Source organism: Amycolatopsis jejuensis, from assembly GCF_000717335.1.
Classification (GTDB): domain Bacteria; phylum Actinomycetota; class Actinomycetes; order Mycobacteriales; family Pseudonocardiaceae; genus Amycolatopsis; species Amycolatopsis jejuensis.
Genome location: NZ_JNYZ01000001.1, coordinates 135865 through 161806, shown reverse-complemented (window position 1 = coordinate 161806; position 25942 = coordinate 135865). Strand labels below are relative to the sequence as shown.

The window sequence follows — 25942 nt, the reverse complement described above, 5'->3', positions numbered from 1 at the left end:
CCGGCACCAGGAGGTTGGGTTCATGCAGACGATCGCCGCCGTGGCACCGGGGCCGCGGGAACCGCTGAGAATCGAGCGCATCGACGTGGCCGCACCGGGTCCCGGTGAGGTGCTCGTCGAGATCAAGGCGTCCGGGCTGTGCCACACGGACCTGGTCGCGCTCGAAGGCTTGGCCACCGCCAACGTGGGATTCCCGGGAATCCCGGGGCATGAGGGCGCCGGGGTCGTTGTGGAGATCGGCGCGGGGGTGACGACCCTGCGTCCGGGCGACCGGGTGGTCGCGTTCCTGGCCGAGTGCGGGACGTGCCCGAGCTGTCTCAGCGGCAAGACCAATCTGTGCCAGGAGGTGCTCGTCGACCTCGAGCAGGCCAGCAGGTCCACAATGGACGGGACGAAGCTGTTGCCGTTCCAGGGACTCGGGACGTTCACCAACCACGCCGTCCTCCGCGAAATCTGCCTCGCGAAGATCGACGCGGACGTTCCCTTTGCGCAGCTGTGCTGTCTGGGTTGCGCGGTGAGCACGGGCCTCGGCGCGGCGCTGAACACCGCGAAGGTGACGCCGGGCAGCAGCGTTGTCGTGTTCGGGATGGGCGGGGTCGGGCTCAGCATCGTGCAGGGTGCGCGGATCGCCGGAGCGGGTTCCATCATCGCGGTGGATGTCAACGCGGACAAGGAATCGATCGCCGCCAAGCTCGGCGCGACCCGTTTCGTCGATGCGTCCGCGACCCCGTCCGGCGAGCTGGTGCCCCTGCTGCGGGAGCTGACCGGCGGCGGCGCCGATTTCACCTTCGAGGCGGTCGGCCGGGCCTCGATCATGCGCCAGGCCTTCGACGCGACCCGGCACGGCTGGGGCGTGTGCACGATCGTCGGGCTCGCGCCGTCCACCGAGGTGCTGGAAATTCCCCCGTACGCGCTGCTCGAAGGCCGCACGATCAAGGGCTCACCGGCCGGGGATGTGAAGGGCCGCAGCCACATTCCGGAGTTCGCCCGCTGGGTTGCCGAGGGAAAGGTCGACATCGGCAGCCTGATCACTGACGTGCTCACGCTCGACCAGATCAACGACGGCTTCCGCGCCATGCACGACGGCACGGGTATCCGGTCCGTCGTCGTTTTCGACGAGCGCGCGGGAGGTGCGGCATGACGCGGGCGATGGTCATCGGCGCGACCGGGTACGTGGGCTCCCGGCTGGCACAGACATTCCTCGGGCGGGGGTACCAGGTTGCCGGCCTGGCCCGGAGCGAGCAGTCGGCCGCTGTCCTGCGCAGCCGCGGGATCGAGCCGGTCCCGGGTGACCTCACGGATCCGGGTGCGCTGGGCGCGTTGCTGCAGCCGTACGACGTGATCGCGTTCTCGGCGATGATGCCGTTCGTCGCGGAACACGAGACCGTCGGCGCGATTCTGTCGGCCCTCGGGTCGGCGACGCGGACGTTCGTGTTCATGTCCGGGACCGGCGTCGTCTCGGTGCCCGCGACCGAGGGCCAGTGGAACGAGGACGCGTTCGCCGAGGACGACCCGTATCCCTACGATCCGCTGCCGAACCGCGGCGAGCGGCTTCCCACCGAGCAGCTGGTGCGGGCCGCGGCCGACGGCGGGCTGCGCACGTTCGTCGTCCGGCCGCCGCTGATCTGGGGGCACGCGGGTTCGGTCCAGGTACCGCAGTTCTTCAACTCCGTGCTGCGCACCGGTGAAGCCTGCTACCTGGGTGCGGGGCTGAACCTGTACTCGAACGCACATGTCGACGACGTCGCCGAGGTGGCCGCTCTTGCCGTGGAACGGGGAACGCCGGGGGCGCTGTACCACGTCGTGTCGGGCGAGGCGAACTTCCGCACCATCGCCGAAGCCGTCGCGCGGGTCACGAACACCCGGACGCGCAGCGTCGACTACCAGACCGCGCTGGAGATCTGGGGCGAGCGGTGGGTGTCGATCGGCCTTGCAGTCAACAGCCGGACCCGCGCGCCGCGCACCCGCGCCGACCTGGGCTGGATGCCCGCGTATCCCGATCTCGTCGACGAGATCGTCAACGGCTCCTACGCCGAGCTCTGGGCCACCGAGCCCCGCAGTTTCCACCGCGAAGCCAAACCGACGTTGACCTCATCGACAGGGGGAACGCGATGACCATCGCGCTGTGCACCACTTCGCATTCACCCTTGATGGGCAAGAACGATCCGGACCCGGACGTCCGGGCCGAGGTCGATCAGGCGCTGGCTGCGGCACGCGAGTTCGTGGCTGCTTTCGATCCCGAGCTCGTCGTGTTGTTCGCCCCCGACCACTACAACGGCTTCCTCTACGAGGTGATGCCGTCGTTCTGCGTCGGTGCGGCGGCGACGTCCATCGGCGACTACGGCACGCCCGCGGGACCACTGCACGTCGACCGGGATGCGGCGTACGCGATTCTCGGCCGGTGCCTCGCTTCCGGGCTGGATCTGGCGCTGTCCGAGGACATGCGGGTCGACCACGGTTTCGTGCAGCCGCTGACGTTCCTCTTCGACCGGATCGACGCCGTGCCGGTCGTCCCGCTGTTCCTCAACTGCGTGGCCGAACCGCTGGGACCGGCCGTGCGGTCCCGCTTGCTGGGCGGCGCGGTCGGGGAGGCGCTCACGGCGATGGGAACCCGGACCCTGGTGATCGGGTCCGGCGGCCTGTCGCACGACCCGCCGGTCCCACGGCTCGCCGAAGCGCCGCCTGCGGTGGCGGAACGGCTCACCCACGGTCGGAATCCGACGCCGGAGCAGCGCGCGGAACGAGAGTCCGGCACGGTGGCCGCCGCAGCCCGGTTCGCGGCCGGGACCACCGATTTCCGCCCGCTCAATCCCGCGTGGGACACCCTCGTTCTCGACGCTCTCGCCGCCGGTGACTTCGCCGCAGTCGACGGGCACGACGCCGACTGGTTCGTCCGCGAGGCAGGCCACTCCGCGCACGAGGTCCGCACCTGGATCGCGGCCTACGCGGCACTGGCGCAACAGGGCCGATTCACGGTCACCTCCCGCTATTACCGGCCGATTCCCGAATGGTTCACCGGATTCGCGGTGACGACCGCGGTGGAGGCGCAGTGACGACCATCTGGCCCGAGCTGGGCGATCTCTCCTTCGGCGTGCGCTATGTGCAGGTGAACGGCTGGCGCACCCGGATGCTGGAGGCAGGGGAAGGCCCGCCTTTGGTGCTGCTGCACGGGACCGGCGGGCACCTCGAAGCCTACGCCCGCAACATCGCGGTACTCGCGCGCAGCCACCGGGTCATCGCATACGACTTCCCCGGGCAGGGATACACCACGACGGCCTCGGCCGACCTCGAGATCGCCGACTACGTCGACCATCTGCGCGCCCTGCTCGACGTCCTGTCGATCACCCGCGCCGACCTGTGCGGCGAGTCGCTGGGTGGCTGGGTCGCGATCAAATTCGCCGCAGCGTTCCCGGAGAGGGTGGGCAAGCTCGTGCTGAACACCCCCGGCGGCACCATGGCCACGCCGGAGGTCATGGCGAGGATCCGGTCGCTGAGCCAAGCCGCGGCCGATGACCCTTCCCCGGAACGCATCCGCAGCCGCCTGGAATGGCTGATGGCCGACCCGCAGTCGGTGACCGCCGAACTGGTCGAAGTCCGCCGCCGGATTTACGCCCGGCCCGGGTTCGCCACGTCGATGCGCCACGTGCTGTGCCTGCAGGACCCGGTGGTCCGCAGGCGCAACCTGGTGACCGACGAGGAACTGGCGTCGCTCCCGGGACCGGTGCTGGTGGTGTGGACCAGCGACGACCCGTCCGGCCCAGCGCGGGCTGGGCTGGACATGGTGTCCCGTCTGCAGCACGGTCGGTTCGCGTTGATCGAGGGCGCCGGGCACTGGCCGCAGTGGGAACAGGCCGAGACGTACAACGGGGTGATGACGGAGTTTCTTGCCCGGCAACCTGCTTCCGGTTACGTCTGAGACGAGACCTGCTCACCCTGATCCGCATTCCCGTCAAGGCGGACGACACCCACCTGCCGTCCGTCATCGGCCGCACCCGCATAGCGGACCAGTGAGTTCCCTTGCGTGTTGACGGTCAGGGAGAAAATGTCCGGCCTCGAATAGTGCCCCACCGGGTCCAGCCCGGCCTTCACCCCGACGATGTCGTTCAGGTCGATGTCGGCGTACAGAATGCCCTCTTCCTCCGGCGCGATCCTGCGGTCCCGCGTCAGCTCGTCGCCGTCGGGGCCGAAGATTCCGGCCCACCCGCCGCCGATCGGGAGAGCCGCCTTCTGGCCGGCGTCGAGCTGCCATGCCTCGTGGCCGGACGGGCCGATCAGGGTCGTCGAGCAGATCACGAACGACTGGGTGAGCGCCGCGTAGACCGACGTCAGCTTCCGGTCCGCCTCGGTGGTCTGGCTGTAGCAGGGTTCCGGGTGCTGGAAGACGTCGTTGCTGGGCCACGAAGCGACGTGGATCTGCTCGTGGAGGGCCGTCATCGTGAAGATCTCCAGAGCTTGGTAATGCTCCCAGCAGCTCAGCCCGCCGATCCGCCCGGCCGGAGTGTCCACCACGAACAAATCCGACCCGTCGCCCTCGCCGAACAGCGTGCGTTCGACGTCGGTGGGCTTGAGCTTGCGCCGGTTGGCCAGGATCTCGCCGGTGTCGCCGATGAACACCTGGCTGATGTACAGGCTCGCCCCCGCGGATTCGCTGTAGCCCATCACCACGAACATGCCGTTCCGCCGCGCGGCTTCCCTGATCCGGTCCATGCGCCGGTCGCCCAGTTCCATCGAGCTCGCGTAGTAGCGACGGTGGAATTGCTTGCTCCACAATGGACTGCCGACCCAGAGCCACCACGGGTACCCCGACACGTACAGCTCGGGGAAACCGATCACCTTCGCGCCGTTCTGCCCCGCCTCGTCGATGATCCGGCAGGCCTTGTCCACGGTGGCGTCGCCGTCGAACCAGACCGGTTCGGACTGGACGGCCGCCACCCGCGTGGTGATGTCGTAGTCGATTGCCATCGTGCGGGCCTCCTCAGGCATCCGGTGTGGTCAGCGGTACCCCGGGGTTCTTGGCCGGTCCCTGTTCGTCCTGCCGCCCGATCCGGGCGTAGGCGGGCGACTGCCGCCGCCGGAGCACGAGCGCGTGCCCGATCCCGGCCACGCAGACGAGGTAGACGACAGCCAGCACCACCCGGGACAGGGTGCCACTGTCGCCGATGTTGACGTGGATGTTCGCGGTGGCCAGCACGGCGACAGTAGCGAGGCCCGCGATGGCGAGGACGGGCGCGATGGTCGATTGGAAGAGGGTCACGCCGTGGCTGTCCTTGAGCCGGAGGTAGGCCAGCAGCGAGATGCTCGTCAGGAGAAGCAGGAGGATGAGCGCGTACCCGCCGACCCCGGCCAGAATCGCATACGTCTTGGCCGGATCGGTCCGGAGGAGGACGAGCGCGACGACGCCCACGAGGCTGACCGCGCTCACGCACAGGGAAGCGATGTAGGGCGACGTCAGCCGTGGGTGCACCGCAGCGACCCGATGGTGCAGGATGCGGTCTTTCCCGAGGTTGTACAGGTACCGGGCGATGACGTTGTGCGTCGACACGTTGGCCGCGAGGATGCTGGTGCACAACGTGATCGTGACGATGTCGACCGCGAAACCCCCGACGAACGTCCGCAGCCCGGCGTAGACCGTGCCCGACGGGTCGGCTGCGGTCGCGGCGACCGCCCCGCCCGCGCCGGTCGCTTGGATGATGACCCAGGCCCCGACCGAGTACAGCAGACCGAGCACGAGGACCGCGCCGTAGGTCGCCCGCCGGATCGTGCGGCCCGGGTTGCGGGTCTCCTCGCGGAAGATCGCGGTCGCTTCGAAACCGGAGAAGCACTGGACGGCGAAGAGCAAGGCGAAGCCGACCGAGCCGGACATGATGCTGCTGGGCTTGAACGAGTCGAAGTGCAGTCCGGCGGCCCCGCCGCGCGCGATGACCGCCACGTAGAAGATCGAGATGAGCGCGATCTCGGCGGCCATGATGATGCCGACGACGCGCACGGACACGTCGATCCGCGCGTAGCCGAGCCCGCCGATGACGGCGACCATGGCAAGGGAGTACGTCCACCAGGGCAGGCTGGGCCCGTGCAGCGTCCCGCTGACCATGGCGGCCATCGAGAGGCCGAAGAAGGTCGCGCTGGAGAGCAGGATGACGAGGTAGGACAGCACGGCGAGGTAGCACGCGCCGAGTCCGGCCGGGCGGCCGAGACCCGCGGTGATGTAGGCGTAGAAGGCGCCCGGGTTCGGCAGTTTGCGGCCCATGGTCGTGAAGCCCACGGAGAAGAACAGCAGGATGGCGCCGATGACGAGGTACGCGACCGGGGCGCCGATGCCGTTGCCGTATCCGATGACCACCGGAACGAACCCGACGACGGTGGTCAGCGGGCCGTTGAAGGCCAGCACTGTGAGGATGAGCGCGACCGCGCCGATCTTGCCGGTGAGCCGGCGCTGCGCCCCGGAATTTCCGGTGTGTGTCATGCGGACCCCTTCACTGGGCGGGTGATCGGGGGAGCATGGTCCCGGGTGCGTGGATGCACCATCGTTCCGCACGCTAAACGACCCGGGACCGCTTGGTCCGGCGATCAACCGGGCGGGCCGGTCCGGCTGAGGGCGAGTGCGCGGAGGCCGAACCACAGCTCGCTGATGTCGCGGGTCGACCGCAGCGAGCGGCCGGTGAGGGACTGGATCCGGGTGATGCGGTAGCTGACGGTCTGCTTGTGCAGGAACAGCTTCTTGGCGGTCTCGGTGGGGGACCGGTCGGATTCGAGGTAGGCGCGCAGCGTTGCGACGAGGTCGGAGTCGGTCTCGCGGTCGTAGGCGAGCAACGGCCCGAGGATCGACTCGGCGATCCGGGCCGCCTCGGTGAGGGTGCGGGGCAGGAGATCGTCCCCGTCGTCGCCGTAGTGGCCGACGCCCTGCGGCACCGTCTCGAGCGCCCAGCGGGCCTGCCGGACCGCATCGCCGAGGTGGACGGAGCCGGTGAACGGGTCGCTGATCCCGATCCGGCAGTGTTCCCCGGCGGTGATCCGGTCCAGGCCGGCCGCCTCCGCCGCGCCGGCTTCCAGCAGCGCGATCACGTGCGCCTCCCGGCCGGTGAGGAGGTAGTGCAGGCCGCCCAGCGACCAGGTCCGGGCGATCCGGTCGATCGTTTCGGCTCCGATGGCCGGGTCTCCGCCGACTGCCAGGCAGACCCACGGCCCGGCGAAGCCGTGCTCGGCAAGACCGGCCTCGAAGACATGGGGGTCGACGCGGCCGTCGAGGGCGGCGGTGAGGAGGTCGGATCCCCATCGGCGGGTGCGCTCGGCCTCGGCGTCGACGCGGGCGATTTCGAGGGCGCAGGCCGAGGCGAGGTGCTGGAGGACGGTGACGCTGGGCGTGGTCTCGGCGGTGGATTCGGCTTCGACCACCACGAAGACCGTACGGGCCACGGGCACCGGCGTCACCATCGCCAGCTGCCGGTCGACCTCGGCCCGGATGAGGTGCGGCACTTTCCAGGCCCGCCGGGTCAGCTGCTCGATGAGCGCGGACTGCCAGCGCCGGTCGGGAACCGGGCAGCCCGGGAGCACCGGTTCCCACCGTTCCGGTTCGACGAGCCGGAACGGGAAGCCGAGGGCTTCGGCGAGCCCGTCGACGAGTTCCGCGCTGGTGAAGCCGTTGGAGATGGCGCGGTGCACCTCGTTGTGGAGGCGCACGATCTGCATCAGCAACCGGGTCTGCTCGGACGCGTTGGCCGCGGCGACGGTCCGGACGTAGCGCACGTAGGGAACCGAGTACTCGGCGATCAGGACGGGAAACCCGAGCCGGTCCGCGGCAGCGAGCATTTCGGGGGAGAGTACCGGGATGGTGCTGCCGGTGCGGGAGGCGTCTTCGCCCACGACGAGACCGGCCAGCGAGGCGGCGTGCATGCGTTCGACGAACTCGACCTGGCCGGCCGGGTCGGGCGGCACGATGGCGCCGGAGGTCAGGACCAGGTCGCCGGGATCGTGCCAGTCCCAGGGCGTCGCGGTGTCGGTGTGGTGTGCCCAGCCGACCCGCCTGCCGAGCCCGTCGCGGCCGGCCGCGACCCGGGTCCGCAGCTCTTCGAGCTTGATCAGCTCGCCGACTGCGATCCCCTCGGGAACCACGAATCCGGACTCTGCGGGCACGGGCACAGGCTACCTCCGGCGATGCCCGGACCGGGCTCCTGCGGATCCGGCGGTCAGTAGAGCGGCTGCCGGTGCCGGATGTCCGCCAGCGAGATGCCGAGGGGCTGCAGGCGGTCGGACAGCTCGCCCTCGAAGATCCGGGCCACGTTCTCGGGTGAGTACTCCACCTCGACCCGGGGCGCGACGACCGCCGGATGGGAGGTGACGCTGACCAGTCCGTGATCCACCCGGACGACCTGCCCGTTGAGCCGCGCGGCGCGGTCGCTCAGCAGGTACACGACGACGGCCGCGTTGTCCGCTGCCGACGGATAGTCGCGGGCCTCGGGGTTGCTGCCGAGCTGGCCTTCGAGGTCGTCGATCATGGCGGTGTGCGCGTTCGGCGAGATCGCGTTGACCCGGATGCCCCGTGGTCCCAGCTCGGCGGCCCAGGCGTAGGTGAGGCTGCTGACCGCGCCCTTGGAAGCGCCGTACGAAGCGAAACCGGCGTGCCCGCTCTGGTTGCCCGACGAGACGTTGACGATCGCCCCGCCGCGTCCCGACTCCAGCATCGCGCGGGCCGCATGGGCGGCGGGCCCGGCGGTGCCGTGGACGTTGACGCGCAGTACGCGGGCGAGCGACTCCGGGTCCGTCGCGAGCATGGAGCCGACCTGGCCGATGATGCCGGCGTTGTTGACCAGCCCGTCGATCCCGCCGAAATGCTCGACGGCGGCGCCGACCAGGCGGCCGGCGGCGGCCCAGTCGGACACATCGGCGGCGAATTCGAACGCCTCGCCACCGGCGGCGCGGATCTGCTTGGCCGTGCGCTCGGCATCGGCTGGGTCGAGGTCGTTGACGACGACGGCCGCGCCCGCCGCCGCGATCTGCCGCGCGTACTCCGCGCCGAGACCGGTACCGGCTCCGGTGACGACCACGCATTTGCCGTCGAGGCCGGTGGTCTCCTTGGGGTTCATGCGCTCAGCCCTTCGGCCCGACTTTGGCGACGCGAGGGGCGACCTCGGTGCCCAGCAGTTCGAGGTTGCGCCGGAACGCCTCCGGGTCCGCGCTCCAGTCGAAGACGAAGCTGACCACCGTGCCGACCCCGCCGAGCTGCTCGTTGAACGCTTCCATCTTGGCCACGACCGTGTCGGGCGAGCCCACGAGGAAGAAGTGGTCGACGAGCCACTCCAGGGTCAGGTCGTCGATGGTCATGCCGGGGTCGACCAGCAGCTCGCCGAGTGCGTAGGTCTTGGTGCCGCGGTTGCGGATGGCTTTGAACGTCGGAAGGAGATGCTCGCGCCAGGTCCGTCCGGCAGCACCCTCGAGCACGAGGCGGCGCGCCTCCTCGTCGGTCTCGGCGACGAACACGTCACGCAGCACCCGCCAACGGGCGCGGTCGGGAACGAGGCCGGCATCGGTGGCCGACGTGCGGTAGGTTTCCCAGTGCGCGCACAGGGTTTCGTACCCGACCTGCTGGCTCATCGGGGAGAACCCGCGCCGTGCAGCGTCCTGGAACGACGGCGAGGCGGGCTGCATCCCGGAGACGATGACCTCGGGGTGTGGACGCTGCAGTGCCTTCAGGTGCGGGCCGTGCCACTGCTCCGAGTAGGCAGGCAGGTCGACGGTCCAGTTCGCTGTTTCCAGCCGGAACGGCGGCGGCCGGGTCCAGATCGCCGAGATGATGTCGAGCGCCTCGGCGTGCTTGGCGGCGTTCTGGTCGAGCGTCATGCCGAACAGCTGGGCGTCGGTCGGGAAGGACCCGGGTGCGAAGCCCGCGATGTACCGGCCGCCGGTGAGATGGTCGAGCCACATCAGGCGGTGCGCCAGGCTGATCGGGTGGTGATACGGCAGCAAGTGGGCCGCGGCCCCGAGCCTGATCCGTCCGGTGCGCTGGGCCGCGGCGGCGATCATGAGGTCCGGCGCGGGGCTCGGCTCGCGGCCGATCGTGTAGTGCTCGGCGAAGTAGGCCTCGTGGAGGCCGTACCGGTCCGCCCATTCGCTGACCTGCAGGTCCCACTCGATGACGTCCTGGGCGCCGCGCCTTCCCGCGCTGTAGTCCAGGTGGTACGGAGCCATGAACAGGCCGATGTCCATCTCTGCCCTCTTCCTTGTCGCGGCGGGATGCGGCGGGATGCGCCGGGGTCGATGATTCGTCGGCCGGACCGGCCGGGGCCACCGGCGCGGGCTCAAAGATCGGCGGCGGGTTTGATCCCGGGAACAGGGCCGTGTCGAAATCGTGCGCGCGGGTTCGTACCCAGGGGTGAAGGATGACCTGCGGACCCGGCAGAAGGAGCACGGACCATGGACGGCAAGATCGAAAAAGAGTTCACCGCGACCCTGCGCAAGAGCCCGGCGAAGGGCGGCCACACCTACCTGATCTGGCCGGAGTCGGTCGCGTTCTTCGGGACTCGCGGGCTGGTCAAGGTGCGGGGGACGGTGGACGGCCAGCCGTTCCGCAGCTCGTTCATGGCACTCGGCGACGGGACCCACAAGCTGCCCGTGAACGCCGGGATCCGGAAGGCCATCGGCAAGGAAGCCGGGGACACGGTGACCGTCGTCCTGCTGGAGCGGCTGGCCCGGTGACCCGATATTGCTTAGGGTAACCTAAGTGCATGGGGATCATCGGCACGGTGGCGGACCTGGAATGCGTCGTGGGGGACCGGCCGCTGCCGGTCATGATGAAGTCGATCGGGCAGCTCGACGGGCATTGTGAAGCGCTGCTCGGCGCCAGCCCGGCGGGTGTGCTCGGGTACGTCGGCGCCGGGGGCGGGCCGCGGGCCGAGATGATCGGCGGTGATCCCGGGTTTGCCGCGCCGGAGACGGAGTCGCGGGTGCGGCTGCCGGTGCCGTCGTCCGCCGCGGCCGGGACCGGCGCCGCGCTGCTGGTGCTCGTCCCGGGGTGGCGCGAGACCCTGCGGATCAACGGGACCCTCGACGAGGGCGGCCTTGCCGTCGAGGAGGCGTTCCTCCATTGCGGCAAAGCAGTACTCCGCTCGAACCTGTGGGGGCCTGCTTCGGCGGGTGACGGAGCCACCGAGGAAGGCACCGAACTCGGCCCCGCTGCAGCGACCTTTCTCGCCGCGGCGCCCTTCGCCGTGGTGACCTCCCAGGACGGCGCCGGGCACGCCGACGCGAGCCCCAAGGGCGATCCACCCGGGGTGGTGCGGATGATCGGGCCGAGGACGGTCGTTCTCGCCGATCGGCCAGGTAACCGGCGCACCGACACTTTCCACAACGTCGTCGAAAACTCCGCGGTCGCGATCGTGGCCGTCGTCCCCGGCGACCCCCGGACGCTGGAGCTCGCCGGAACCGCGGCGATCAGCACGGAATCCGCGTTGCGGGAGTCGATGTCCGAACGCAACCGCACGCCCAAAGCGGTGCTGACCGTGGACGTCGCCACCGTCCGGCTCGCGCCCTCCGCGGTGATCGAGGCCGCCCGGCTGTGGGACGCCGACCGGCACGTCGATCCCGCCACCCTGCCACGTTCGTCGGCGATCTGGACCGACCACGTCAAGCTGAACGAAACCGCGGGGGTGGCTGCGAAGCTGGTGCGCGCGGGGGTGAACGAACGTCTGCTGCGGGCCGGTCTCGACCGTGATTACCGCGAGAACCTCTGATGAGATTGGCGTGCTTCAGCTGCCCGTCAGCCCCAGGTGGTCCCGCTGTAGTCCTCCCGGAAGACGCCGCGCTCCTGCAGCCGGGGGACCACCTGGTCGGCGAACGCGGCGTCGGATCGGACGAGGGTGGTCAGGGTGTCCGTGATGGTCTTTGCCGAGCCGATGAAGTTCTGCCGTCCGGTGACCTCGATGTTGGTGCACGTGGGGATGAACGAACGTCTGCTGCGGGCCGGTCTCGACCGTGATTACCGCGAGAACCTCTGACGAGACCGGGGGTTGCTTCAGCTGCCCGCCAGCCCCAGGTGGTCCCGCAGGGTAGGCCCGCTGTAGTCCTCCCGGAACACTCCGCGCTCCTGCAGCCGGGGAACCACCTCGTCGGCGAACTCGTCCAACCCGCCCGGGGTCACGTGCGGGACCAGGATGAACCCGTCCGCGGCGTCGGACTGGACGAGGGTGTTCAGGGTGTCCGCGACGGTCTCTGCCGAGCCGATGAAGTTCTGCCGTCCGGTGACCTCGATGATCAGCTCCCGGCTGGTCAGGTGCTTGGCCTCGGCCAGCTCACGCCATTCGGCGGCGGTGGCAAGCGGGTCGCGGTGCATGCGGACGCTCGCCCGGCCCTTGGCGACCAGGTCGCCGGCCACCGGGTCGAACGACGGGAGCGGGCCGTTCGGGTCGTGGTCGCTCAGGTCGGTGTTCCACAGCTGCTCGAGGAACTTGATGGCGGTCGCGTCGCTCACCTGCTTGAGCCGCACCTCGTGGGCCAGTTCGTGGGCTTCGGCGTCGGTGTCGCCCAGGACGAAGGTGGCGGCGGGCAGGATGACCAGCTGGTCGGGCGTCCGGCCGTACTTCGCCAGGCGGCCTTTGACATCCGCGTAGAACGCTTGACCTGCTTCGAGCGTGCCGTGCCGGGTGAAGATCGCGTCGGCGGTGGCGGCGGCGAATTCGCGGCCCTCTTCGGAATCGCCGGCTTGGATGGTGACCGGGCGGCCCTGCGGGCTGCGGGGGACCGGGAAGCGGCCGGAGATGTCGAAATGCTCGTCGTGGTGCGCGAAGGCGCCGCCCGCCGAGGCCAGGAACCGGCCGGACTCCTTGTCCGCGACGACCTCGTCACCGCGCCAGGAGTCGAAGAGTTCCCAAGCGGTGCGCAGGAAAGTCTGGGCGCGGGAGTAGCGCTGGTCTTGTGGCAGGAAGCCGCCGCGGCGGAAGTTTTCGCCGGTGAAGGCGTCCCACGACGTCACGACGTTCCACGCGGCCCGCCCGGCGGACAGGTGGTCCAGCGACGCGAACTGACGCGCGACCTCGAACGGCTCGTTGAAGGTCGAGTTGATCGTGCCCGCCAATCCGAGGCGGTCGGTGACCGCGGCGAGCGCGGCCAGCACGGTGAAGGTGTCCGGACGGCCGACGACGTCCAGGTCGTAGATCTCCCCGTTCTGCTCCCGCAGCCGCAGGCCCTCGGCGAGGAAGAAGAAGTCGAACTTCGCGCGTTCGGCGGTCTGCGCGAGCTTCACGAACGAGCTGAACTCGATGTGGCTGCCCGCCTCGGGATCGCTCCACACGGTGGTGTTGTTGACGCCGGGGAAGTGTGCGGCGAGGTGGATCTGCTTGAGCGGCATGGAAAATCTCCCGGGATCAGGCGGCGTAGCGGTTGGCCGGGCGGGGGAGGCCGAGCAGCCCGCGCAGGGTCGCGGCCTCGTAGCCGGAGCGGAAAGCGCCGCGGGCGCGGAGTTCGGGGACCAGGCCGCGGGTGATCGCGGTGAGGTCGTGCGGGATCGTGCCGGGACGCAGGCGGAACCCGGACAACCCGGCGGCGTGCCAGTCGAGCAGCAGGTCGGCGAGTCCGGCCGGGGTACCGGTGAAGACGTGCGCGTCGGACGTGAACTCGGCACGGTCGTCCAGGCGGGCCTTGCGATCGGCGGCGGCTTGCGCGGTTTCGTCGAGGAACACGACCAGGTCGGCGAAGACCTGCACCCGCTCGTCCACCTCAGCGAGGATCGACCCGGCACTCGCGTGATCGGTGGGTGTCACGAACACGACGTCCGCCTGCTGCGACGCCAGCTGGTACGCCACGGGAACGTGCGCCAGTGCGGCGACCACCGGCTGACCCTGCGGCGGCCGCGGCGTGATCGACGGGCCTTTGACGGAGAACCACCGGCCCTCGAAATCGATGTAATGCAGCTTGTCGCGGTCGATGAACCGGCCGGTGGCCACGTCGCGGATCTCGGCGCCGTCCTCCCAGCTGTCCCACAGACGGCGCAGCACCTCGACGTAGTCGGCGGCCTCGGCGAACAGATCCTCGATCGAACCGGGGGTGCGGCGCCCGAAGTGCCGGAACTCCTCCGGCCGCGGCGAAATCTGCACGCGCACCCCGGCCCGTCCGGTGCTCACGTAGTCGAGTGTTGCGATCGCCTTCGACAGGTGGAACGGCTCGGTGTGCGTGACGACTGCCGTCGGGATCAGTCCGATGTGCGACGTCAGCGGTGCGACCCGGGACGCGACCAGCACCGCGTCGAGCCGGGTCTGCGCGCGGCCGGACCGTTCGGTGACCTCCGTCGGATCGCGCAGGGACAGGAAATCCTCGAACGTGACGAAGTCCAGGTGCGCCGCCTCGGCCTCCCGGACCAGGTCGGTCCAGTACCCGGCGGTGAGCAGGTCGCCGGGCCGCGCGTCCGGTTCGCGCCACGCGGCCGGATGCCAGCCGGCGCCCTCCAGCGCGACGGCGAGCCGTGGTCCGGTAACCCCAGTCATGGTTCGTCCTTTCCCGTGGATGCCAGCAGTGTGGCCCGGACCCCGCCGCGCGGGCACGGGTAACCAGGTGCTGGGATTTCTCGTCAGCCCGGGAATAAACCGGCCGGTTTCCAGCCGAGCCCGGGACCGAGCCGGGTCGCGATGTCGGTGAGGATCTGCACGTAGTCCTCGTGTTCGAAGGTGAACGGGAGGGCGAAGGTGACCTCGTCGATCTCGCGGAAGGCGGCGTGCTGGTACAGCTGTTCGGCGATTTCCGCGGAAGTCCCGACGTAGTCCGGCGAGAACAGCACCCCGGCCGGGCCCTGCGGCGTTTTCGTGCGGGGCAGCCGTTTCGCCGCATAATCCACGTACTTCGCGCGCTGTTCCGCGGTGGCGGAGTCGGTCGGGATCACCACGAGGCCATGGGACACGCGAGCCTGCGCCCCGGACGGGTGGTGCGCCCGGAATGCCTGGATCTGCGACAGCTGGATCTTCTCGAAGTCCGTCGACCCGTCTTCGGCGCGCACGACGTTGCTGCTCAGGAAGTTCATCCCGGCCTCCCCGGCCCAGGTGGCCGACCGCGTGCTCCCGCCGCCGTACCACATCCGGCCGGCGAGGCCGGGCGAATGCGGCTGGACATGGTCGGAGAACTGCTCGATGCCCTCGGTCCCGCTGAACGTGGACGCGCGGTCCCCGCGGATCAGCGACAGCAGCCGCGACACCCGTTCGTAGCTGAAGTCCTCCTGGTCGCCGGTGTCCGGGTACAGCGCGCTCCGCAGGGCGTCGTAGTGCATCGGCGGCCCGACGCTCACGCCCGGGTTGAGCCGTCCGCCGGACAGCACGTCGACGGTCGCCAGGTCCTCGGCCAGCCGCAGCGGGTTCTCCCAGCCCAGCGGGATCACCGCGGTGCCGAGCGCGATCCGGCTGGTGCGCTGGGTGGCCGCGGCGAGCACCGCGACCGGCGATGAGATCCCGTACTGCAGGTGCCGGTGCCGGACCGCGGCGCTGTCGAAGCCCAGCTCGTCGCCGAGTTCGAGCACCCGCAGCGTGGATTCGTGCCCCGGACCCGGATCGGCGCCGTCGAACAGCCCGATCGTCAGGAAACCCAGTTTCCGCAGTGGTTGAGCTTCGGTCGGCACGGCGGTTCCTCCCTGGTAAACACGTCGGCGGGACAAACAGCGGACCCGCGCTGATTGTTCCGGGGGACTTCAGGCGTCGATGCGTTCGCTGCCGGGGATCGCCGCCAGCAGGTCACGCGTGTACTGGTCGCGCGGGCGGAGCAGCACGTCGTCGGCTGGTCCCAGTTCGAGCAGCTTGCCCCGGCGCATCACCCCGACGTGGTCGGCGATCTCCCGGACCACCGCGAGGTCGTGGGTGATGAACAGGTACGTCAGCCCGAGCTCGTCCTGCAGGCCGACCAGCAGTTTCAGGATCTGCGCCTGCACCGAGACGTCCAAGGCGGACACCGGTTCGTCGAGCACCACCAGGTCCGGCCGCAGCGCCAGCGCCCGCGCGATCGCCGCCCGTTGCCGCTGGCCACCGGACAGCTCGGCGGGCTTCCGGCGCAGCACCGACGACGGCAGCGCGACCTGGTCCACCAGCTCGGCGACCCGGTTCGGGCCCTCCGCGCGGAACGCCCGCAGCGGCTCGCCGATCACGTCGGCAATGGTGAACCGCGGGTTCAGGGAGGCGTAAGGATTCTGGTACACGAGCTGGAACCGCCGTCGCAACCGGCGCAGCTCACCGGCCGAAAGCCGGGTGAGGTCCTGGCCGTCGAAAAGCACGGTCCCGCTCGACGGCGTTTCCAGGCCCGCGACCATCCGTGCGGTCGTCGTCTTGCCGGAGCCGGATTCGCCGACCAGGGCCAGCGTGCGGCCGCGGGTGAGCCGGAAGGAAACGTTGTCGACCGAGCGTACGGAACCCTTGCGGGGCAAGGCAAAGGTCTTCGTCAGGGAGTCCACCGACAGCAGTACGTCCGGGCCTTCCGCACGACGCGGCCGCAGCGGCTCCCGGGTGAGGCTCGGCGCGGCGGCGAGCAGCTGCCGGGTGTAATCGTGCGCCGGGGCGGCGAGCAGCTTCTGCGCCGGACCTTCCTCGACCAGCCTGCCCTCGGACAGCACAGCGATCCGCGCGGCCCGGTCCGCCGCGACCCCGAGGTCGTGCGTGATCAGCAGGACCGCGGTGCCCGATTCGGCGGCCAGTTCCTCCAGGTGGTCGAGGATTTCCCGCTGCACGGTCACGTCGAGCGCGCTGGTCGGCTCGTCGGCGATGATCAGCCGGGGTTTCCCGGCCAGCGCAATGGCGATCAGCACCCGCTGCCGGAGCCCGCCGGACAGCTCGTGCGGATACTGCCGCGCGCGCAGCTCCGGCCGGTCCACCCCGGCACGGCGCAGCAGGTCCAGTGCCTGGGTGGCGGCTTCCCGGCGGGTGGCCAGCCGGTGGATCAGCAGCACCTCGGCCACCTGCTCGCCGATCCGCTGCACCGGGTCGAGCGACACCGTCGGATCCTGCGGGACCAGGGCGATCCCGGTGCCGCGGACCTGTCGCCAGTCCTTTTCGGACAGTCCGGTCAGGTCTCGCCCGGCGAAGCTGATCCGTCCACTGTGGATCCGGCCACCCCGGGGAAGCAGGCCGATCGCGGCGTGCGCGGTGGTGCTCTTCCCCGACCCGGATTCGCCGACCACCGCGACGATCTCCCCGGGTCCTACCTCCAGGTCGACCCCGTGCACGGCGGGCACGACACCGCCCGAGGTGTGGTACGACACGGTCAGGCCGCTGATTTCGAGCACTGTCAACTCCGTTCGAGTGCCCGGGCGACCCGGTTCGCGGCCAGCACGACGGCTGCGACGGTCAGGCCCGGGAACGTGGTCATCCACCAAGCGGTGGCCAGGAAGTTCCGTCCACCGGCCACGAGCGCACCCCATTCCGGCGCGGGCGGGCTCGCGCCGAAGCCGAGAAAGCTGAGCGCCGACACTTCGAGCACCGCGGTACCCACCGTCACCGTGGCCAGCACCAGCACCGGTCCGAGCGCGTTCGGCAGCACGTGCCGGCCGAGCACTCCCGCCCACCGCACCCCCGCCGCCCGCGCGGCCTCCACGAACACGCCGGACCGCACCCGCAGCACCTCCGCGCGCATCAACCGGGCGAACGCGGCGAGGTTCGCGACCCCGACGGCGATCGCGACGTTCGTGGTCCCGAACCCGAGCGCGGTCACCAGGGCCAGCGACAGCAGGATCGCCGGGACGGCCTGCAGCACGTCGACGATCCGCATCACGACCGCGTCGAGCCAGCCGCCACGGAACCCGGCGAGCAGCCCGAGCGCAGACCCGGCGACGAACGCCACGAGGACGGCGAGCACGGTCGCGCGCAGCGAAAGCCCGGCGCCGTGCACGACGCGCGCGAAGACGTCGCGTCCGGTCTCGTCGGTGCCGAACAAATGCCCGAGTGACGGACCTTGCAGCCGCTCCGCCGGAACGCCGGTGATCGGGTCCTGTCCGGTGAACAACGCCGGGGCGAAGGCCGCGATGAGGACTGCGGCGAGGACGAGCACGGACAGGGTCAGACCTGGCTTGCGCACCAGGAACCGTTGGCGCAGAACGACGTCAGACATCAGCGGTGACCTCCTTCCGCTCGGCGACTCGCGGATCCAGCAGCGGGTACACGAGGTCGACGACGAGGTTGAGTGCCACGAAGAAGAACGCGGCCAGCACGATCACCGCCTGCACCACCGGTACGTCCTGCGCGGTCACGGCTGACGCGGTCACCCGGCCGAGGCCGTCGCGCGAGAAGACGGTCTCGGTCACCACCGAACCGGCCAGCAGGTTGCCCGCGACCACGCCGACCAGCGTCAGCGCGGGCAGCCCGGCGTTGCGCAGCGCGTGTCCGAAGTGGACTCGGCGGCGGCTCGCCCCTTTCGCTTGCACCACCTCGATGTACGGCTCGGCGAGCTGCGTACGCAGGCTTTTCGCCAGTACCTGGGCGATGATCGCGCCGGTCGGGAGCGCGAGCGTGATCGCCGGGAGGATGAGCGACGCGAAGCCGGTCGACCCGAGTGCGGGTACCAGCCGCAGCTGGAATGAGAAGAGCTGGATCAGCAGCAGGCCGACCCAGAACGTCGGCAGCGAGGTCCCCAGCGGGGGCAGCGAAAGCAGCAGCTGGCTCACGGTGCGGACGCGGGTGTACGTGCCCAGCACGGCAATCCCGCCGCCGAACACGATCGCCAGCACCAGCGCCAGTCCGGACACCGCGAGGGTCGGCGGCAACGCGGTGAGGACCTGGTGGGTGGCGTCGTCGCCGGTGGCCACGGACGTGCCGAAGTCGCCGTGCAGCGCCGCCAGCAGGTGTTTGCCGTACTGCACGAGGACCGGGTCGTCGAGCCCGTACTCGGCCCGCAGCGCGGCGATTTGCTGCGGTGATGCGGATGGGCCGCCTTCGGCCGAGCCGAGTTTGGTGAGGACCGCGTCGCCGGGCAGCAGGTAGAGGATGATGAACGACAGCGTGAACGCCGCCCACAGCACCACTACGGCCTGCAGAACCCGCCGGAACACGCTCATGAGCCGGAAACCCAGGTGTCGAACAGCTGCAGCCGCGAAGACGCTTCGAAGTTGACGTCGTGCGCTTTCGGCCCGACGCCGAGTACCTGGGTGAGCTCGAAGACCGGGATCGCGTACGCCTGCTCCACGATGGTGCGCTGCGCGGCTTCGGCGGCGGGTTTGCGCTTCGCCGCGTCGACGGTGGCGGACTGCTCGATCAACGACGGGTCAAGCGGGTTGTCGGCGGGCAGTTTGCTGCGGTTGGCGGCCTTCGTGGAGAACTGCTGGCGCAGGATGTCCGGGTCGGCGCGGGTGACGTTGTACCAGATGAAGTCGTACTCACCGCTCTGCTGGAGCCGGACGAGCTCGGCGTTGGTGTGCAGCTCGATCTTGAGGTCGAAGCCGATCTTGCGCAGCTGCTGCTGGATCAGCTCCAGCACGCTCTGGTTCTGGTTGAACACCGGGGAGAACAGCACCGACGCGGACAGCCGCTGGCCGTTCTTCGTGCGGATGCCGTCCGCGCCGGGGACCCAGCCGGCGGCCTGCAGCAGCGCTTCGGCGCCGGACGGGTCGTAGGCGAGCTCCTTGGACAGGTCGGCGTGCAGCGGCGTGGCGGCGCCGAGGATGCTGGTCGCGGGCCGGTAGTTCGGCGAGAGGACGGTGCTGGTGACCTCGGGCCGGTTGACGCCCTTCGCGACCGCCTGCCGCACCTTCTGGTCCGCCAGCACCCCGCGGGTGATGTTGGCGTGCAGGTTGAACACGATGCCCGGGTTGGCCCGTACCGGTTCGGTGAACCCGTTGCCGGTGAACTGCGGTTCGTCGACCGGCTGCACGTCGGTGACCGCGTCGAGCTGCCCGGACACGAGACTTCCGGTGCGCACGCCGGGTTCGGGCACCACGCGGTAGTCGATCCGGTCGAGGTACGCCTCGCCCTGGTGCTTCCACAGCGGCGAACCCCAGTGGTACCCGGTGCGCTTGCCGAGCACGATCTCCTGGTTCGGCCGCAGGCTGGTGAACACGAACGGGCCGGAGCCGGTGAGGCCGGTGCCCTGGCAGCGCTCCTCGGGGGTGTGCCGGTACGCCGCGGGGGCGAGCACGCCGAGCGACATCGTGGAGCTGGCCTGCAGGAACTGCGCGCTGGGCGAGCTGAAGTCGAGCTGCACCGTCGCCGGGTCGAGGACCGTCGCGCTGCGGTAGGCGGCCAGGTAGCTGGCGCCGAGGAGGGCTTTCGCACCGAGGGCCTTGATGCCGTCGAAGCTGGTCTTGACCGCGGCCGCGTCGACCGGGGTGCCGTCGGAGAAGGTCGCGCCGGAGCGGAGGTGGAAGGTGAAGCTGGTCGAATCGGTGTTGACGGTCCAGCGGTCGGCCAGCCACGGCGTGATGGCGCCGGTCTTCGGGTCCTGGTCGGTGAGCGAGTCGACGAGCTGCCTGCCCACGTTGAGCGACGCGTTCGTGCTGGCCTGCTGCGGGTCGATGCAGTCCGGATTGGACGAAATCCCGAGCCGCAGCGTGCCACCCGGCCGCGGCGGCCCGGCGTCGCCCCCGCCCGCACCGCCGGCGGTGCCGCAGGCGGCGAGCAGCAGCGGAAGCGCCACGGCAAACGCGAGCGCAGGTCGATGGGTGAGGGCGTAGCGGCGCACGATGCTCCTCCGGACGTGGACGGGTCGGGACCGCCAGCTCACCCCGTCGGAGCCGTTCGCTGAAGCCCGTCCCAGCAGGTGAGCCGGGACGGCCGCAGCACGGAATCACGTTGACCGGCAACGGCAATCGTGACTCGCGCCCGCGCGATAACCGGCGCGCATTTGTTCGGCGAGGCCGTCCGTCAGGCGGGACACCGGGCCGCGGCGCAGGAGGGATCGTTCCGTGAAGGGAACCATCACGGAATCAGAGGCTGTGAAGGGAACCTTCACGGAATGTGGAGAGCTGTGAAGGGAACCATCACGGAATCTGATTCCCTCATGGTTCCCTTCACGGACTTGGGCGAGGGGTCGCGCAGTCCGGTCGCGAGGGGGCCGGTTGTTCAGCCGCGCTTGGGCAGCTTCCAGCCGGGCCGCGGGAAGTGGCACGTGTAGCCGTGCGGGTAACGCTGGAGGTAGTCCTGGTGCTCCGGCTCGGCCTCCCAGAAGTCACCGGCGGGCGTGACCTCCGTGACGACCGGCCCCGGCCACAGCCCGGAGGCCTCGACGTCCGCGATCGTGTCCTCGGCGACCTTCTTCTGGTCGTCGGTGGTGTAGAAGATGGCCGACCGGTAGCTGGTGCCGAGGTCGTTGCCCTGGCGGTTCTTCGTGGTCGGGTCGTGGACCTGGAAAAAGAACTCGAGCTGGGCGCGGAAATCGGTCTGCTCAGGGTCGTACGTGACCTCGATCGTCTCGGCGTGCGTGCCGTGGTTGCGGTAGGTGGCGTTGGGCGTGTCACCGCCGCTGTAGCCGACGCGGGTGGAGAGCACGCCCGGCTGGTGGCGGAACAGTTCTTCCATACCCCAGAAACACCCGCCGGCCAGGACCGCCTTCTCCGTGGCCATGCCGCCTCCTTCGTCGTCGCTGCGTTACCCCCATGCTAACCGTGGTGCAGCAAACCCAGGACGAGGGCGAGCGGCGGCCACGCGTCCCGGCCGCGGCGGGTGCAGGTGAAGGCACGCAACCGCACGTCGGGACCGGTGAGCGGCAGCACGGTGACGCTCGGCCGCGTCGGCCAGTCCACCGGGAGCAGCCCGACGCCGCCGTCGGCCGCGATGAGGTCCTGGACCAGGTCGAGGCTGTCGGCGCGATGGGTGAACCGCGGGGCGAAACCGGCCATCGACGCCAGCGTCCGCACGACGGTCTCGTCCGCGCCGTTGCGGGAGTTGCCGATCCAGTCGTGGTCGCGGAAAGCGGTGAACACGGCGAGGGTTCCGTCGCCGTGCACGCGGCTCGCGTCGACCCGCCGGGCGGCGAGGCCCCACGGCGCTGCCCACAGCTGCGTGGCGGCGATCGACGGTTCGGTGGTCGCGGGGGCGAGGTCGAAGTCGTAGGTGAGGGCGAGGTCGATGTCGTCGGTCATCAGCTGCGCCAATGCTTCGGCGGGTTCGTGCTCTTTGATCACCACGCGGACCCGGGGATGCCGCTGCGCGAGCAGAGCCGCGACCGGCAGCAGCGACTGGCGGACGGCGGTCGCAAACCCGGCGACCCGCACGGTACCGGCGGGTTCAGCGCCCGGGTCGAGGTCGACGCGGGCCGTCTCGACGGCCGCGAGGATCGTGACGGCGTGCTCGGCGAGCCGTTGCCCGGCCGGGGTGAGGCGCACCCGGCGCCCGTCCGGTTCGAGCAGGACGACACCGGTTTCCTTGGCCAGCACCGAGATCTGCTGCGAGACGGTGGACGTGGTGGTCCCGAGCACCTCGGCGACGGCCCGCATCGAGCCGAGCCGCGACAGCTCGAGGAGGAATTGCAGCCGGCGGGTCTCCACCTGGTCTATTGTTCAGGATTTCCGGACGGTATGTCCATCATCGGCAGGTGGACACGAACGGTCCGGATGAGGTCTCCTGGAGGACGTGCTCCCTTCCTCCACCCGGGCCGGTGTTGTGTTCGCCGTCGGCGCCATGCTGTCCGTTCAGCTGGGATTGGCGGTTTCGGTCGGCCTCGCCCGCGAAATCGGGCCGACTGGCGTCGCGTGGCTGCGGCTTGCGTGGGCCGGGGTGCTGCTGCTCGTACTCGTGCGGCCGAGGCCGTCGACGTTCCGCCGCCCGGTGCTGAAGACGAGTGTGGTGCTCGGCGTCGTCACGGCGGGGATGACGATCCTGTTCATGGTGGCGGCGACGCGGCTGCCGCTGGGGACGGCGAGCGCGCTCGAGTTCCTCGGCCCGCTGACGGTCGCGATCGTGCGCGGCCGCAGCGGGACCCGGTGGTGGCCGGTGCTGGCGGCAGTGGGCGTGGTGCTCCTGACCCAGCCGTGGCAGGGCGGAACGGACCTGATCGGTATCGCGTGCGCACTCGCGTCGGCGGTGTGCTGGGGGTGCTACATCCTGCTGACGCAACGGGTCGGCGACGAGGTTTCCGGCGTGCGCGGGCTCGCAGTGTCGATGCCGGTGGCGGGTCTGGTCGCGACTTTCGTACACGGACCGGCCACCATCTCGCAGCTGACCTGGCCGCTGGTGCTGGCCGGGCTGGGGCTCGCGGTGCTCGTGCCGGTGATCCCGTTCTGCCTGGAAATGCTTGCGCTGCAACGGTTGACGGCATCCGCCTTCGGGACGTTGATGAGCCTCGAACCGGCGTTGGCGCTCCTGGTCGGGCTGATCGTGCTGCACCAGGTCCCGAACCTCGCCGCGGGGGCCGGGGTGGCGTTCGTGGTGGCGGCAGGGATCGGCGCGGAGCGGACCGGAGCGCGCGAACCGGTGAAGACGATGGTCTGAACGTCGCGGTGGTTAGGCTGGCGGCATGCAGGTGGAGATCTGGAGCGACATCGTGTGCCCGTGGTGCTACCTCGGGAAAGCGCGGTTCGACAAGGCATTGGCCGGTTTCGCGCACCGCAGCGAGGTGAACGTGACGTACCGGTCGTTCGAGCTCGATCCTTCGCGCACCGGGACGGAACCGTTGCTGCAGATGCTGACCGCGCGGTACGGGCCGCAGGCGGAGGCGATGGAGGAGCGGGTGGCCGGGCTGGCCGCGGCGGAAGGGCTCGGGTACCGCACGGACCGGGAGATCGGCAACACCTTCGACGCGCACCGGCTGCTGCACTGGGCGCGGGAGAAGGGAATGGAGGCCGAGATGGTGGCGGCGCTGTTCCGCGCGAACTTCGCCGAGGCGCGGCCGGTGTTCCGGGCGGAAGTGCTCGCCGAGGTGGCGGAAGAGGCCGGTCTGGTGCGGGCGGATGCAGAGGCGGTGCTGGCCGACCCGCAGCAGTACGCCGAAGCGGTGCGCGCCGAGGAGCGGGAGGCAGCGCAGCTCGGGGCGACCGGGGTGCCGTTTTTCGTGCTGGACCGACGGATCGGGGTGTCCGGTGGCCAGCCGGTGGAGGTGTTCACGCAGGCGCTGGAGCAGGCTTGGGACGCCAGCCGGACCTGACGTGTTCGAGGTCGGCCGGACCGCGAACTGAGCAGGCCTGGGGACGTCGGCCGGAGCAGGCGCCGGGAGGTCAGTCCGACCAGGAGCTGAGGCGGTTGAGGAGGCGTTCGAGCACCTGCGGGTCGGCGGTCACCGGGTCGCCGGACACCGGTTCGTCGACGAGGGTCCGGCGGTCACCGCGGCGGGGGAGCCGGACCTGGCCCGCGGACATGCCGCCGGGCAGCGGCAGCTCGCACCACGTGACGCGGCCGCCGCGGGGTCCCGGGCGCACGCCGATGCGGGTGTCACGGGGCGGGATCGGGGCGGGCAGGTCGTCCTCGACCTCGACCACGAGCATCTCCCCGCGCACCTGCAGCCGCACGGTGACGAAGGCGGGCGCGGCGGGACGGCTCTGGTCGACGATGTCGCCGACGAGCCGGACGGCGGCGTTCGTGACCTGGTCCAGCATCGGCAGCAGGGACCAGTCGCTGAGGATCAGCCGGACGAACAGTTCGGTGCACGGGACCGCGCTCGGCTGCGCCACGAGCCGGAGGTCGTCCACCTGGGTCGTGCGCGTGCTCAAGCGTCACCTTCCTCCTCGGCGGGCGGCCCGGTCGGACCGTGCGGGCATCATGCCACCGTCGTTCGTGCGGGTTGCGACGGGAGGGTGGTGTCCGGGAGACCCGCAGGTCACGGCTTTCCGGCGGGTCAGTTCCGCTGAGCGAGACGGCGCAGCTTCCGCCCGGCGGCCAGTGCCGGGAAGGCCAGCAGCGCGCCCGCGCCGAGGGGAAGTCCTTGCTGCCAGGCGGGTGCCCCGAGCGCGGCGGGGTGCTGGGCGTCGTAGTCGCTGACGCCGCTCCAGCGGGACGGCGGCAGGACGATGAACCGGGCCTTGCCGATGACGTCGCCGACCGGAACGGTGCCGTTCACGCCACCGCCGCCCTGGCACCGGGAGTCGCACGAGTTGTTGCGGTTGTCGCCCATCACCCACAGGCTCCCGGCCGGGACGGTGACCGGCGCGAACGGCTGCTGTACCGGGTTGGCGGGGTCGGTCCAGTGGACGTAGGGCTCGTCGAGAGGTTTGCCGTCGACGAGGACGCGTCCTTGCGGGTCGCAGCATTGGACGGTCTGGCCGCCGGTGGCGATCACGCGCTTGACGAAGTCGCGCTCGTCCGGCGGGGCGAAGCCGACCAGGGAACCCAAGCCGCGCAGGGTCTTCGTGACGAAGTTGCCGGTGTCCTGGGGGGCGATTTCGTGCTCGGTCCAGTGTTGCGGGCCGCGGAAGACGATGACGTCACCGGGGGTGGGATTGGTGAAGTCGTAGGTGACGCGGTCGACGACGACGCGGTCTCCGAAGCAGCCGGTGCAGCCGTGGAGGGTCGTTTCCATCGATTCGGAGGGAATGAGGAAGACCTTGCCGACGAATTGCTGGATGAGGATGGTGAGGACGAGGGCGATGCCGAGGAGGATGGGGAGTTCTTGCCAGAAGGGGCGTTTCTTTTTCGGGGGCTTTTGGGGGGTTGAGTCGGGTTCGCCGGGGGTGTGCGGGATGGGGTGGGCCACCGGGTCAGGTTACCGAGAGGTGCGGGTGGGGATGGGGATCGTGGGGGGCCACGATCGGGGCCGTTTCGGGGGGCCGTTTCGGAGGACCGTTGCGGTGGGGCTGTGGTGGGGAGCTGTTGCAGTGGGGCTGTGTTGGCCGGAACTGTTGCGTGGGGGCACCCCGAAGGTGGATTGTCACGACGGTCTGAACGGCTTGTCAAGGGGGGGAAGATGCCTTTACAAGCCGTTCAGACCGTGTGCGGGCTTCGGATCGGGGTGCAGGGCGGGGGCTGGGTGCCCGGTCCCGGTGGGTGGGTCGGCTGCGGTGAGTGGGTGGTGCGTGGGGCGTGGGGCGTGAAAGGGCTGTGAAGGCCACCTTCACGGAATCTGAGTCCGTGAAGGG

At 70.2% G+C, this 25942-nt stretch carries 25 protein-coding genes; 9 read left to right on the top strand and 16 right to left on the bottom strand.

The window, feature by feature from the left end; translation table 11 throughout:
- Nucleotides 1–22 precede the first annotated feature (22 nt).
- Genes OO71_RS00770 through OO71_RS00755 form a run of 4 tightly spaced genes read left to right on the top strand, consistent with a single transcriptional unit; the run spans nucleotide 23 to nucleotide 3916 of the window.
- Nucleotides 23–1141 (top strand): zinc-binding dehydrogenase, encoded by a 1119-nt coding sequence (locus OO71_RS00770; RefSeq protein ID WP_033287606.1) that lies wholly within the window; start codon nucleotides 23–25, stop codon nucleotides 1139–1141.
- On the top strand, nucleotides 1138–2115 hold the full coding sequence (locus OO71_RS00765; RefSeq protein ID WP_051790859.1) for an NAD-dependent epimerase/dehydratase family protein: 978 nt from the start codon (nucleotides 1138–1140) through the stop codon (nucleotides 2113–2115). Before OO71_RS00770 ends, OO71_RS00765 begins: the two co-directional genes overlap by 4 nt.
- Nucleotides 2112–3053: a 3-carboxyethylcatechol 2,3-dioxygenase gene (locus tag OO71_RS00760; RefSeq protein ID WP_084144621.1), complete on the top strand. Its 942-nt coding sequence runs from the start codon at nucleotides 2112–2114 to the stop codon at nucleotides 3051–3053. Before OO71_RS00765 ends, OO71_RS00760 begins: the two co-directional genes overlap by 4 nt.
- On the top strand, nucleotides 3050–3916 hold the full coding sequence (locus tag OO71_RS00755; protein ID WP_033287605.1) for an alpha/beta fold hydrolase: 867 nt from the start codon (nucleotides 3050–3052) through the stop codon (nucleotides 3914–3916). The genes OO71_RS00760 and OO71_RS00755 overlap by 4 nt, the downstream gene beginning before the upstream one ends.
- Here OO71_RS00755 and OO71_RS00750 read toward each other — a convergent pair.
- The 5 genes from OO71_RS00750 to OO71_RS00730 all read right to left on the bottom strand — a co-directional run bounded on the left by OO71_RS00750 (nucleotide 3907) and on the right by OO71_RS00730 (nucleotide 10200).
- On the bottom strand, nucleotides 3907–4962 hold the full coding sequence (locus OO71_RS00750) for a carbon-nitrogen hydrolase family protein (protein WP_033287604.1): 1056 nt from the start codon (nucleotides 4960–4962) through the stop codon (nucleotides 3907–3909). The two genes, OO71_RS00755 and OO71_RS00750, sit on opposite strands and share 10 nt — an antisense overlap.
- A 13-nt stretch (nucleotides 4963–4975) precedes the next feature.
- Nucleotides 4976–6463 carry an APC family permease gene (locus OO71_RS00745; RefSeq protein WP_063739983.1) on the bottom strand — a complete coding sequence of 496 codons (1488 nt, stop codon included), beginning with the start codon at nucleotides 6461–6463 and terminating at the stop codon, nucleotides 4976–4978.
- 104 nt (nucleotides 6464–6567) lie between these two features.
- Complete coding sequence (locus OO71_RS00740) at nucleotides 6568–8130, bottom strand: PucR family transcriptional regulator (RefSeq protein ID WP_162186013.1); 1563 nt, start codon at nucleotides 8128–8130, stop codon at nucleotides 6568–6570.
- Between the two features lie 53 nt (nucleotides 8131–8183).
- A complete protein-coding gene (locus OO71_RS00735) occupies nucleotides 8184–9080 on the bottom strand; it encodes an SDR family NAD(P)-dependent oxidoreductase (protein ID WP_051790857.1) in 897 nt (298 codons plus the stop codon).
- A gap of 4 nt (nucleotides 9081–9084) precedes the next feature.
- Nucleotides 9085–10200, bottom strand: coding sequence for an LLM class flavin-dependent oxidoreductase (locus tag OO71_RS00730; RefSeq protein ID WP_033287602.1), 1116 nt, complete (start codon nucleotides 10198–10200; stop codon nucleotides 9085–9087).
- A 207-nt stretch (nucleotides 10201–10407) separates the two neighbouring features.
- Between OO71_RS00730 and OO71_RS00725 the strand changes: the two genes are divergently transcribed.
- The 3 genes from OO71_RS00725 to OO71_RS52840 all read left to right on the top strand — a co-directional run bounded on the left by OO71_RS00725 (nucleotide 10408) and on the right by OO71_RS52840 (nucleotide 11987).
- Nucleotides 10408–10689: a DUF1905 domain-containing protein gene (locus tag OO71_RS00725; RefSeq protein WP_033287601.1), complete on the top strand. Its 282-nt coding sequence runs from the start codon at nucleotides 10408–10410 to the stop codon at nucleotides 10687–10689.
- Between the two features lie 29 nt (nucleotides 10690–10718).
- On the top strand, nucleotides 10719–11723 hold the full coding sequence (locus OO71_RS00720) for a pyridoxamine 5'-phosphate oxidase family protein (RefSeq protein WP_033287600.1): 1005 nt from the start codon (nucleotides 10719–10721) through the stop codon (nucleotides 11721–11723).
- A gap of 135 nt (nucleotides 11724–11858) precedes the next feature.
- The gene (locus OO71_RS52840; RefSeq protein ID WP_281178378.1) at nucleotides 11859–11987 is read left to right on the top strand and encodes a hypothetical protein; all 129 of its coding nucleotides are present in this window, start codon (nucleotides 11859–11861) and stop codon (nucleotides 11985–11987) included.
- A 17-nt stretch (nucleotides 11988–12004) separates the two neighbouring features.
- Here the strand turns inward: OO71_RS52840 and OO71_RS00715 are convergent, their stop codons facing one another.
- The 9 genes from OO71_RS00715 to OO71_RS00675 all read right to left on the bottom strand — a co-directional run bounded on the left by OO71_RS00715 (nucleotide 12005) and on the right by OO71_RS00675 (nucleotide 22423).
- Nucleotides 12005–13336 (bottom strand): NtaA/DmoA family FMN-dependent monooxygenase, encoded by a 1332-nt coding sequence (locus tag OO71_RS00715; RefSeq protein ID WP_033287599.1) that lies wholly within the window; start codon nucleotides 13334–13336, stop codon nucleotides 12005–12007.
- 16 nt (nucleotides 13337–13352) lie between these two features.
- On the bottom strand, nucleotides 13353–14468 hold the full coding sequence (locus tag OO71_RS00710) for an LLM class flavin-dependent oxidoreductase (RefSeq protein ID WP_033287598.1): 1116 nt from the start codon (nucleotides 14466–14468) through the stop codon (nucleotides 13353–13355).
- Between the two features lie 83 nt (nucleotides 14469–14551).
- Complete coding sequence (locus OO71_RS00705) at nucleotides 14552–15586, bottom strand: LLM class flavin-dependent oxidoreductase (protein ID WP_033287597.1); 1035 nt, start codon at nucleotides 15584–15586, stop codon at nucleotides 14552–14554.
- 69 nt (nucleotides 15587–15655) lie between these two features.
- Nucleotides 15656–17242: a dipeptide ABC transporter ATP-binding protein gene (locus OO71_RS00700; RefSeq protein WP_033287596.1), complete on the bottom strand. Its 1587-nt coding sequence runs from the start codon at nucleotides 17240–17242 to the stop codon at nucleotides 15656–15658.
- Nucleotides 17239–18057: an ABC transporter permease gene (locus OO71_RS51450; RefSeq protein WP_033287595.1), complete on the bottom strand. Its 819-nt coding sequence runs from the start codon at nucleotides 18055–18057 to the stop codon at nucleotides 17239–17241. The genes OO71_RS00700 and OO71_RS51450 overlap by 4 nt, the downstream gene beginning before the upstream one ends.
- Nucleotides 18050–19000 carry an ABC transporter permease gene (locus OO71_RS00690; protein ID WP_033287594.1) on the bottom strand — a complete coding sequence of 317 codons (951 nt, stop codon included), beginning with the start codon at nucleotides 18998–19000 and terminating at the stop codon, nucleotides 18050–18052. The genes OO71_RS51450 and OO71_RS00690 overlap by 8 nt, the downstream gene beginning before the upstream one ends.
- On the bottom strand, nucleotides 18997–20619 hold the full coding sequence (locus OO71_RS00685; RefSeq protein WP_245633531.1) for an ABC transporter substrate-binding protein: 1623 nt from the start codon (nucleotides 20617–20619) through the stop codon (nucleotides 18997–18999). Before OO71_RS00685 ends, OO71_RS00690 begins: the two co-directional genes overlap by 4 nt.
- Before the next feature lie 380 nt (nucleotides 20620–20999).
- Complete coding sequence (gene msrA / locus OO71_RS00680) at nucleotides 21000–21500, bottom strand: peptide-methionine (S)-S-oxide reductase MsrA (RefSeq protein WP_033287593.1); 501 nt, start codon at nucleotides 21498–21500, stop codon at nucleotides 21000–21002.
- Nucleotides 21501–21535: 35 nt separating this feature from the next.
- Entirely contained in the window at nucleotides 21536–22423 is an 888-nt protein-coding gene (locus OO71_RS00675) for a LysR family transcriptional regulator (RefSeq protein WP_033287592.1), read from the bottom strand.
- A gap of 85 nt (nucleotides 22424–22508) precedes the next feature.
- Between OO71_RS00675 and OO71_RS00670 the strand changes: the two genes are divergently transcribed.
- A complete protein-coding gene (locus tag OO71_RS00670; protein WP_245633530.1) occupies nucleotides 22509–23366 on the top strand; it encodes an EamA family transporter in 858 nt (285 codons plus the stop codon).
- Between the two features lie 25 nt (nucleotides 23367–23391).
- Entirely contained in the window at nucleotides 23392–24018 is a 627-nt protein-coding gene (locus OO71_RS00665; protein WP_033287591.1) for a DsbA family oxidoreductase, read from the top strand.
- 70 nt (nucleotides 24019–24088) lie between these two features.
- Here OO71_RS00665 and OO71_RS00660 read toward each other — a convergent pair whose 3' ends face one another.
- On the bottom strand, nucleotides 24089–24580 hold the full coding sequence (locus OO71_RS00660; protein ID WP_033287590.1) for a hypothetical protein: 492 nt from the start codon (nucleotides 24578–24580) through the stop codon (nucleotides 24089–24091).
- 125 nt (nucleotides 24581–24705) lie between these two features.
- Nucleotides 24706–25548 carry a signal peptidase I gene (gene lepB, locus OO71_RS00655; protein WP_425388639.1) on the bottom strand — a complete coding sequence of 281 codons (843 nt, stop codon included), beginning with the start codon at nucleotides 25546–25548 and terminating at the stop codon, nucleotides 24706–24708.
- Nucleotides 25549–25942 lie beyond the last annotated feature (394 nt).

Coding starts and splice junctions, on each gene's coding strand:
- OO71_RS00770 (WP_033287606.1), top strand. CDS start 23: ATGCAGACGATCGCCGCCGTGGCACCGGGGCCGCGGGAACCGCTGAGA.
- OO71_RS00765 (WP_051790859.1), top strand. CDS start 1,138: ATGACGCGGGCGATGGTCATCGGCGCGACCGGGTACGTGGGCTCCCGG.
- OO71_RS00760 (WP_084144621.1), top strand. CDS start 2,112: ATGACCATCGCGCTGTGCACCACTTCGCATTCACCCTTGATGGGCAAG.
- OO71_RS00750 (WP_033287604.1), bottom strand. CDS start 4,962: ATGGCAATCGACTACGACATCACCACGCGGGTGGCGGCCGTCCAGTCC.
- OO71_RS00745 (WP_063739983.1), bottom strand. CDS start 6,463: ATGACACACACCGGAAATTCCGGGGCGCAGCGCCGGCTCACCGGCAAG.
- OO71_RS00735 (WP_051790857.1), bottom strand. CDS start 9,080: ATGAACCCCAAGGAGACCACCGGCCTCGACGGCAAATGCGTGGTCGTC.
- OO71_RS00730 (WP_033287602.1), bottom strand. CDS start 10,200: ATGGACATCGGCCTGTTCATGGCTCCGTACCACCTGGACTACAGCGCG.
- OO71_RS00725 (WP_033287601.1), top strand. CDS start 10,408: ATGGACGGCAAGATCGAAAAAGAGTTCACCGCGACCCTGCGCAAGAGC.
- OO71_RS00720 (WP_033287600.1), top strand. CDS start 10,719: ATGGGGATCATCGGCACGGTGGCGGACCTGGAATGCGTCGTGGGGGAC.
- OO71_RS00715 (WP_033287599.1), bottom strand. CDS start 13,336: ATGCCGCTCAAGCAGATCCACCTCGCCGCACACTTCCCCGGCGTCAAC.
- OO71_RS00710 (WP_033287598.1), bottom strand. CDS start 14,468: ATGACTGGGGTTACCGGACCACGGCTCGCCGTCGCGCTGGAGGGCGCC.
- OO71_RS51450 (WP_033287595.1), bottom strand. CDS start 18,057: ATGTCTGACGTCGTTCTGCGCCAACGGTTCCTGGTGCGCAAGCCAGGT.
- OO71_RS00690 (WP_033287594.1), bottom strand. CDS start 19,000: ATGAGCGTGTTCCGGCGGGTTCTGCAGGCCGTAGTGGTGCTGTGGGCG.
- msrA (WP_033287593.1), bottom strand. CDS start 21,500: ATGGCCACGGAGAAGGCGGTCCTGGCCGGCGGGTGTTTCTGGGGTATG.
- OO71_RS00665 (WP_033287591.1), top strand. CDS start 23,392: ATGCAGGTGGAGATCTGGAGCGACATCGTGTGCCCGTGGTGCTACCTC.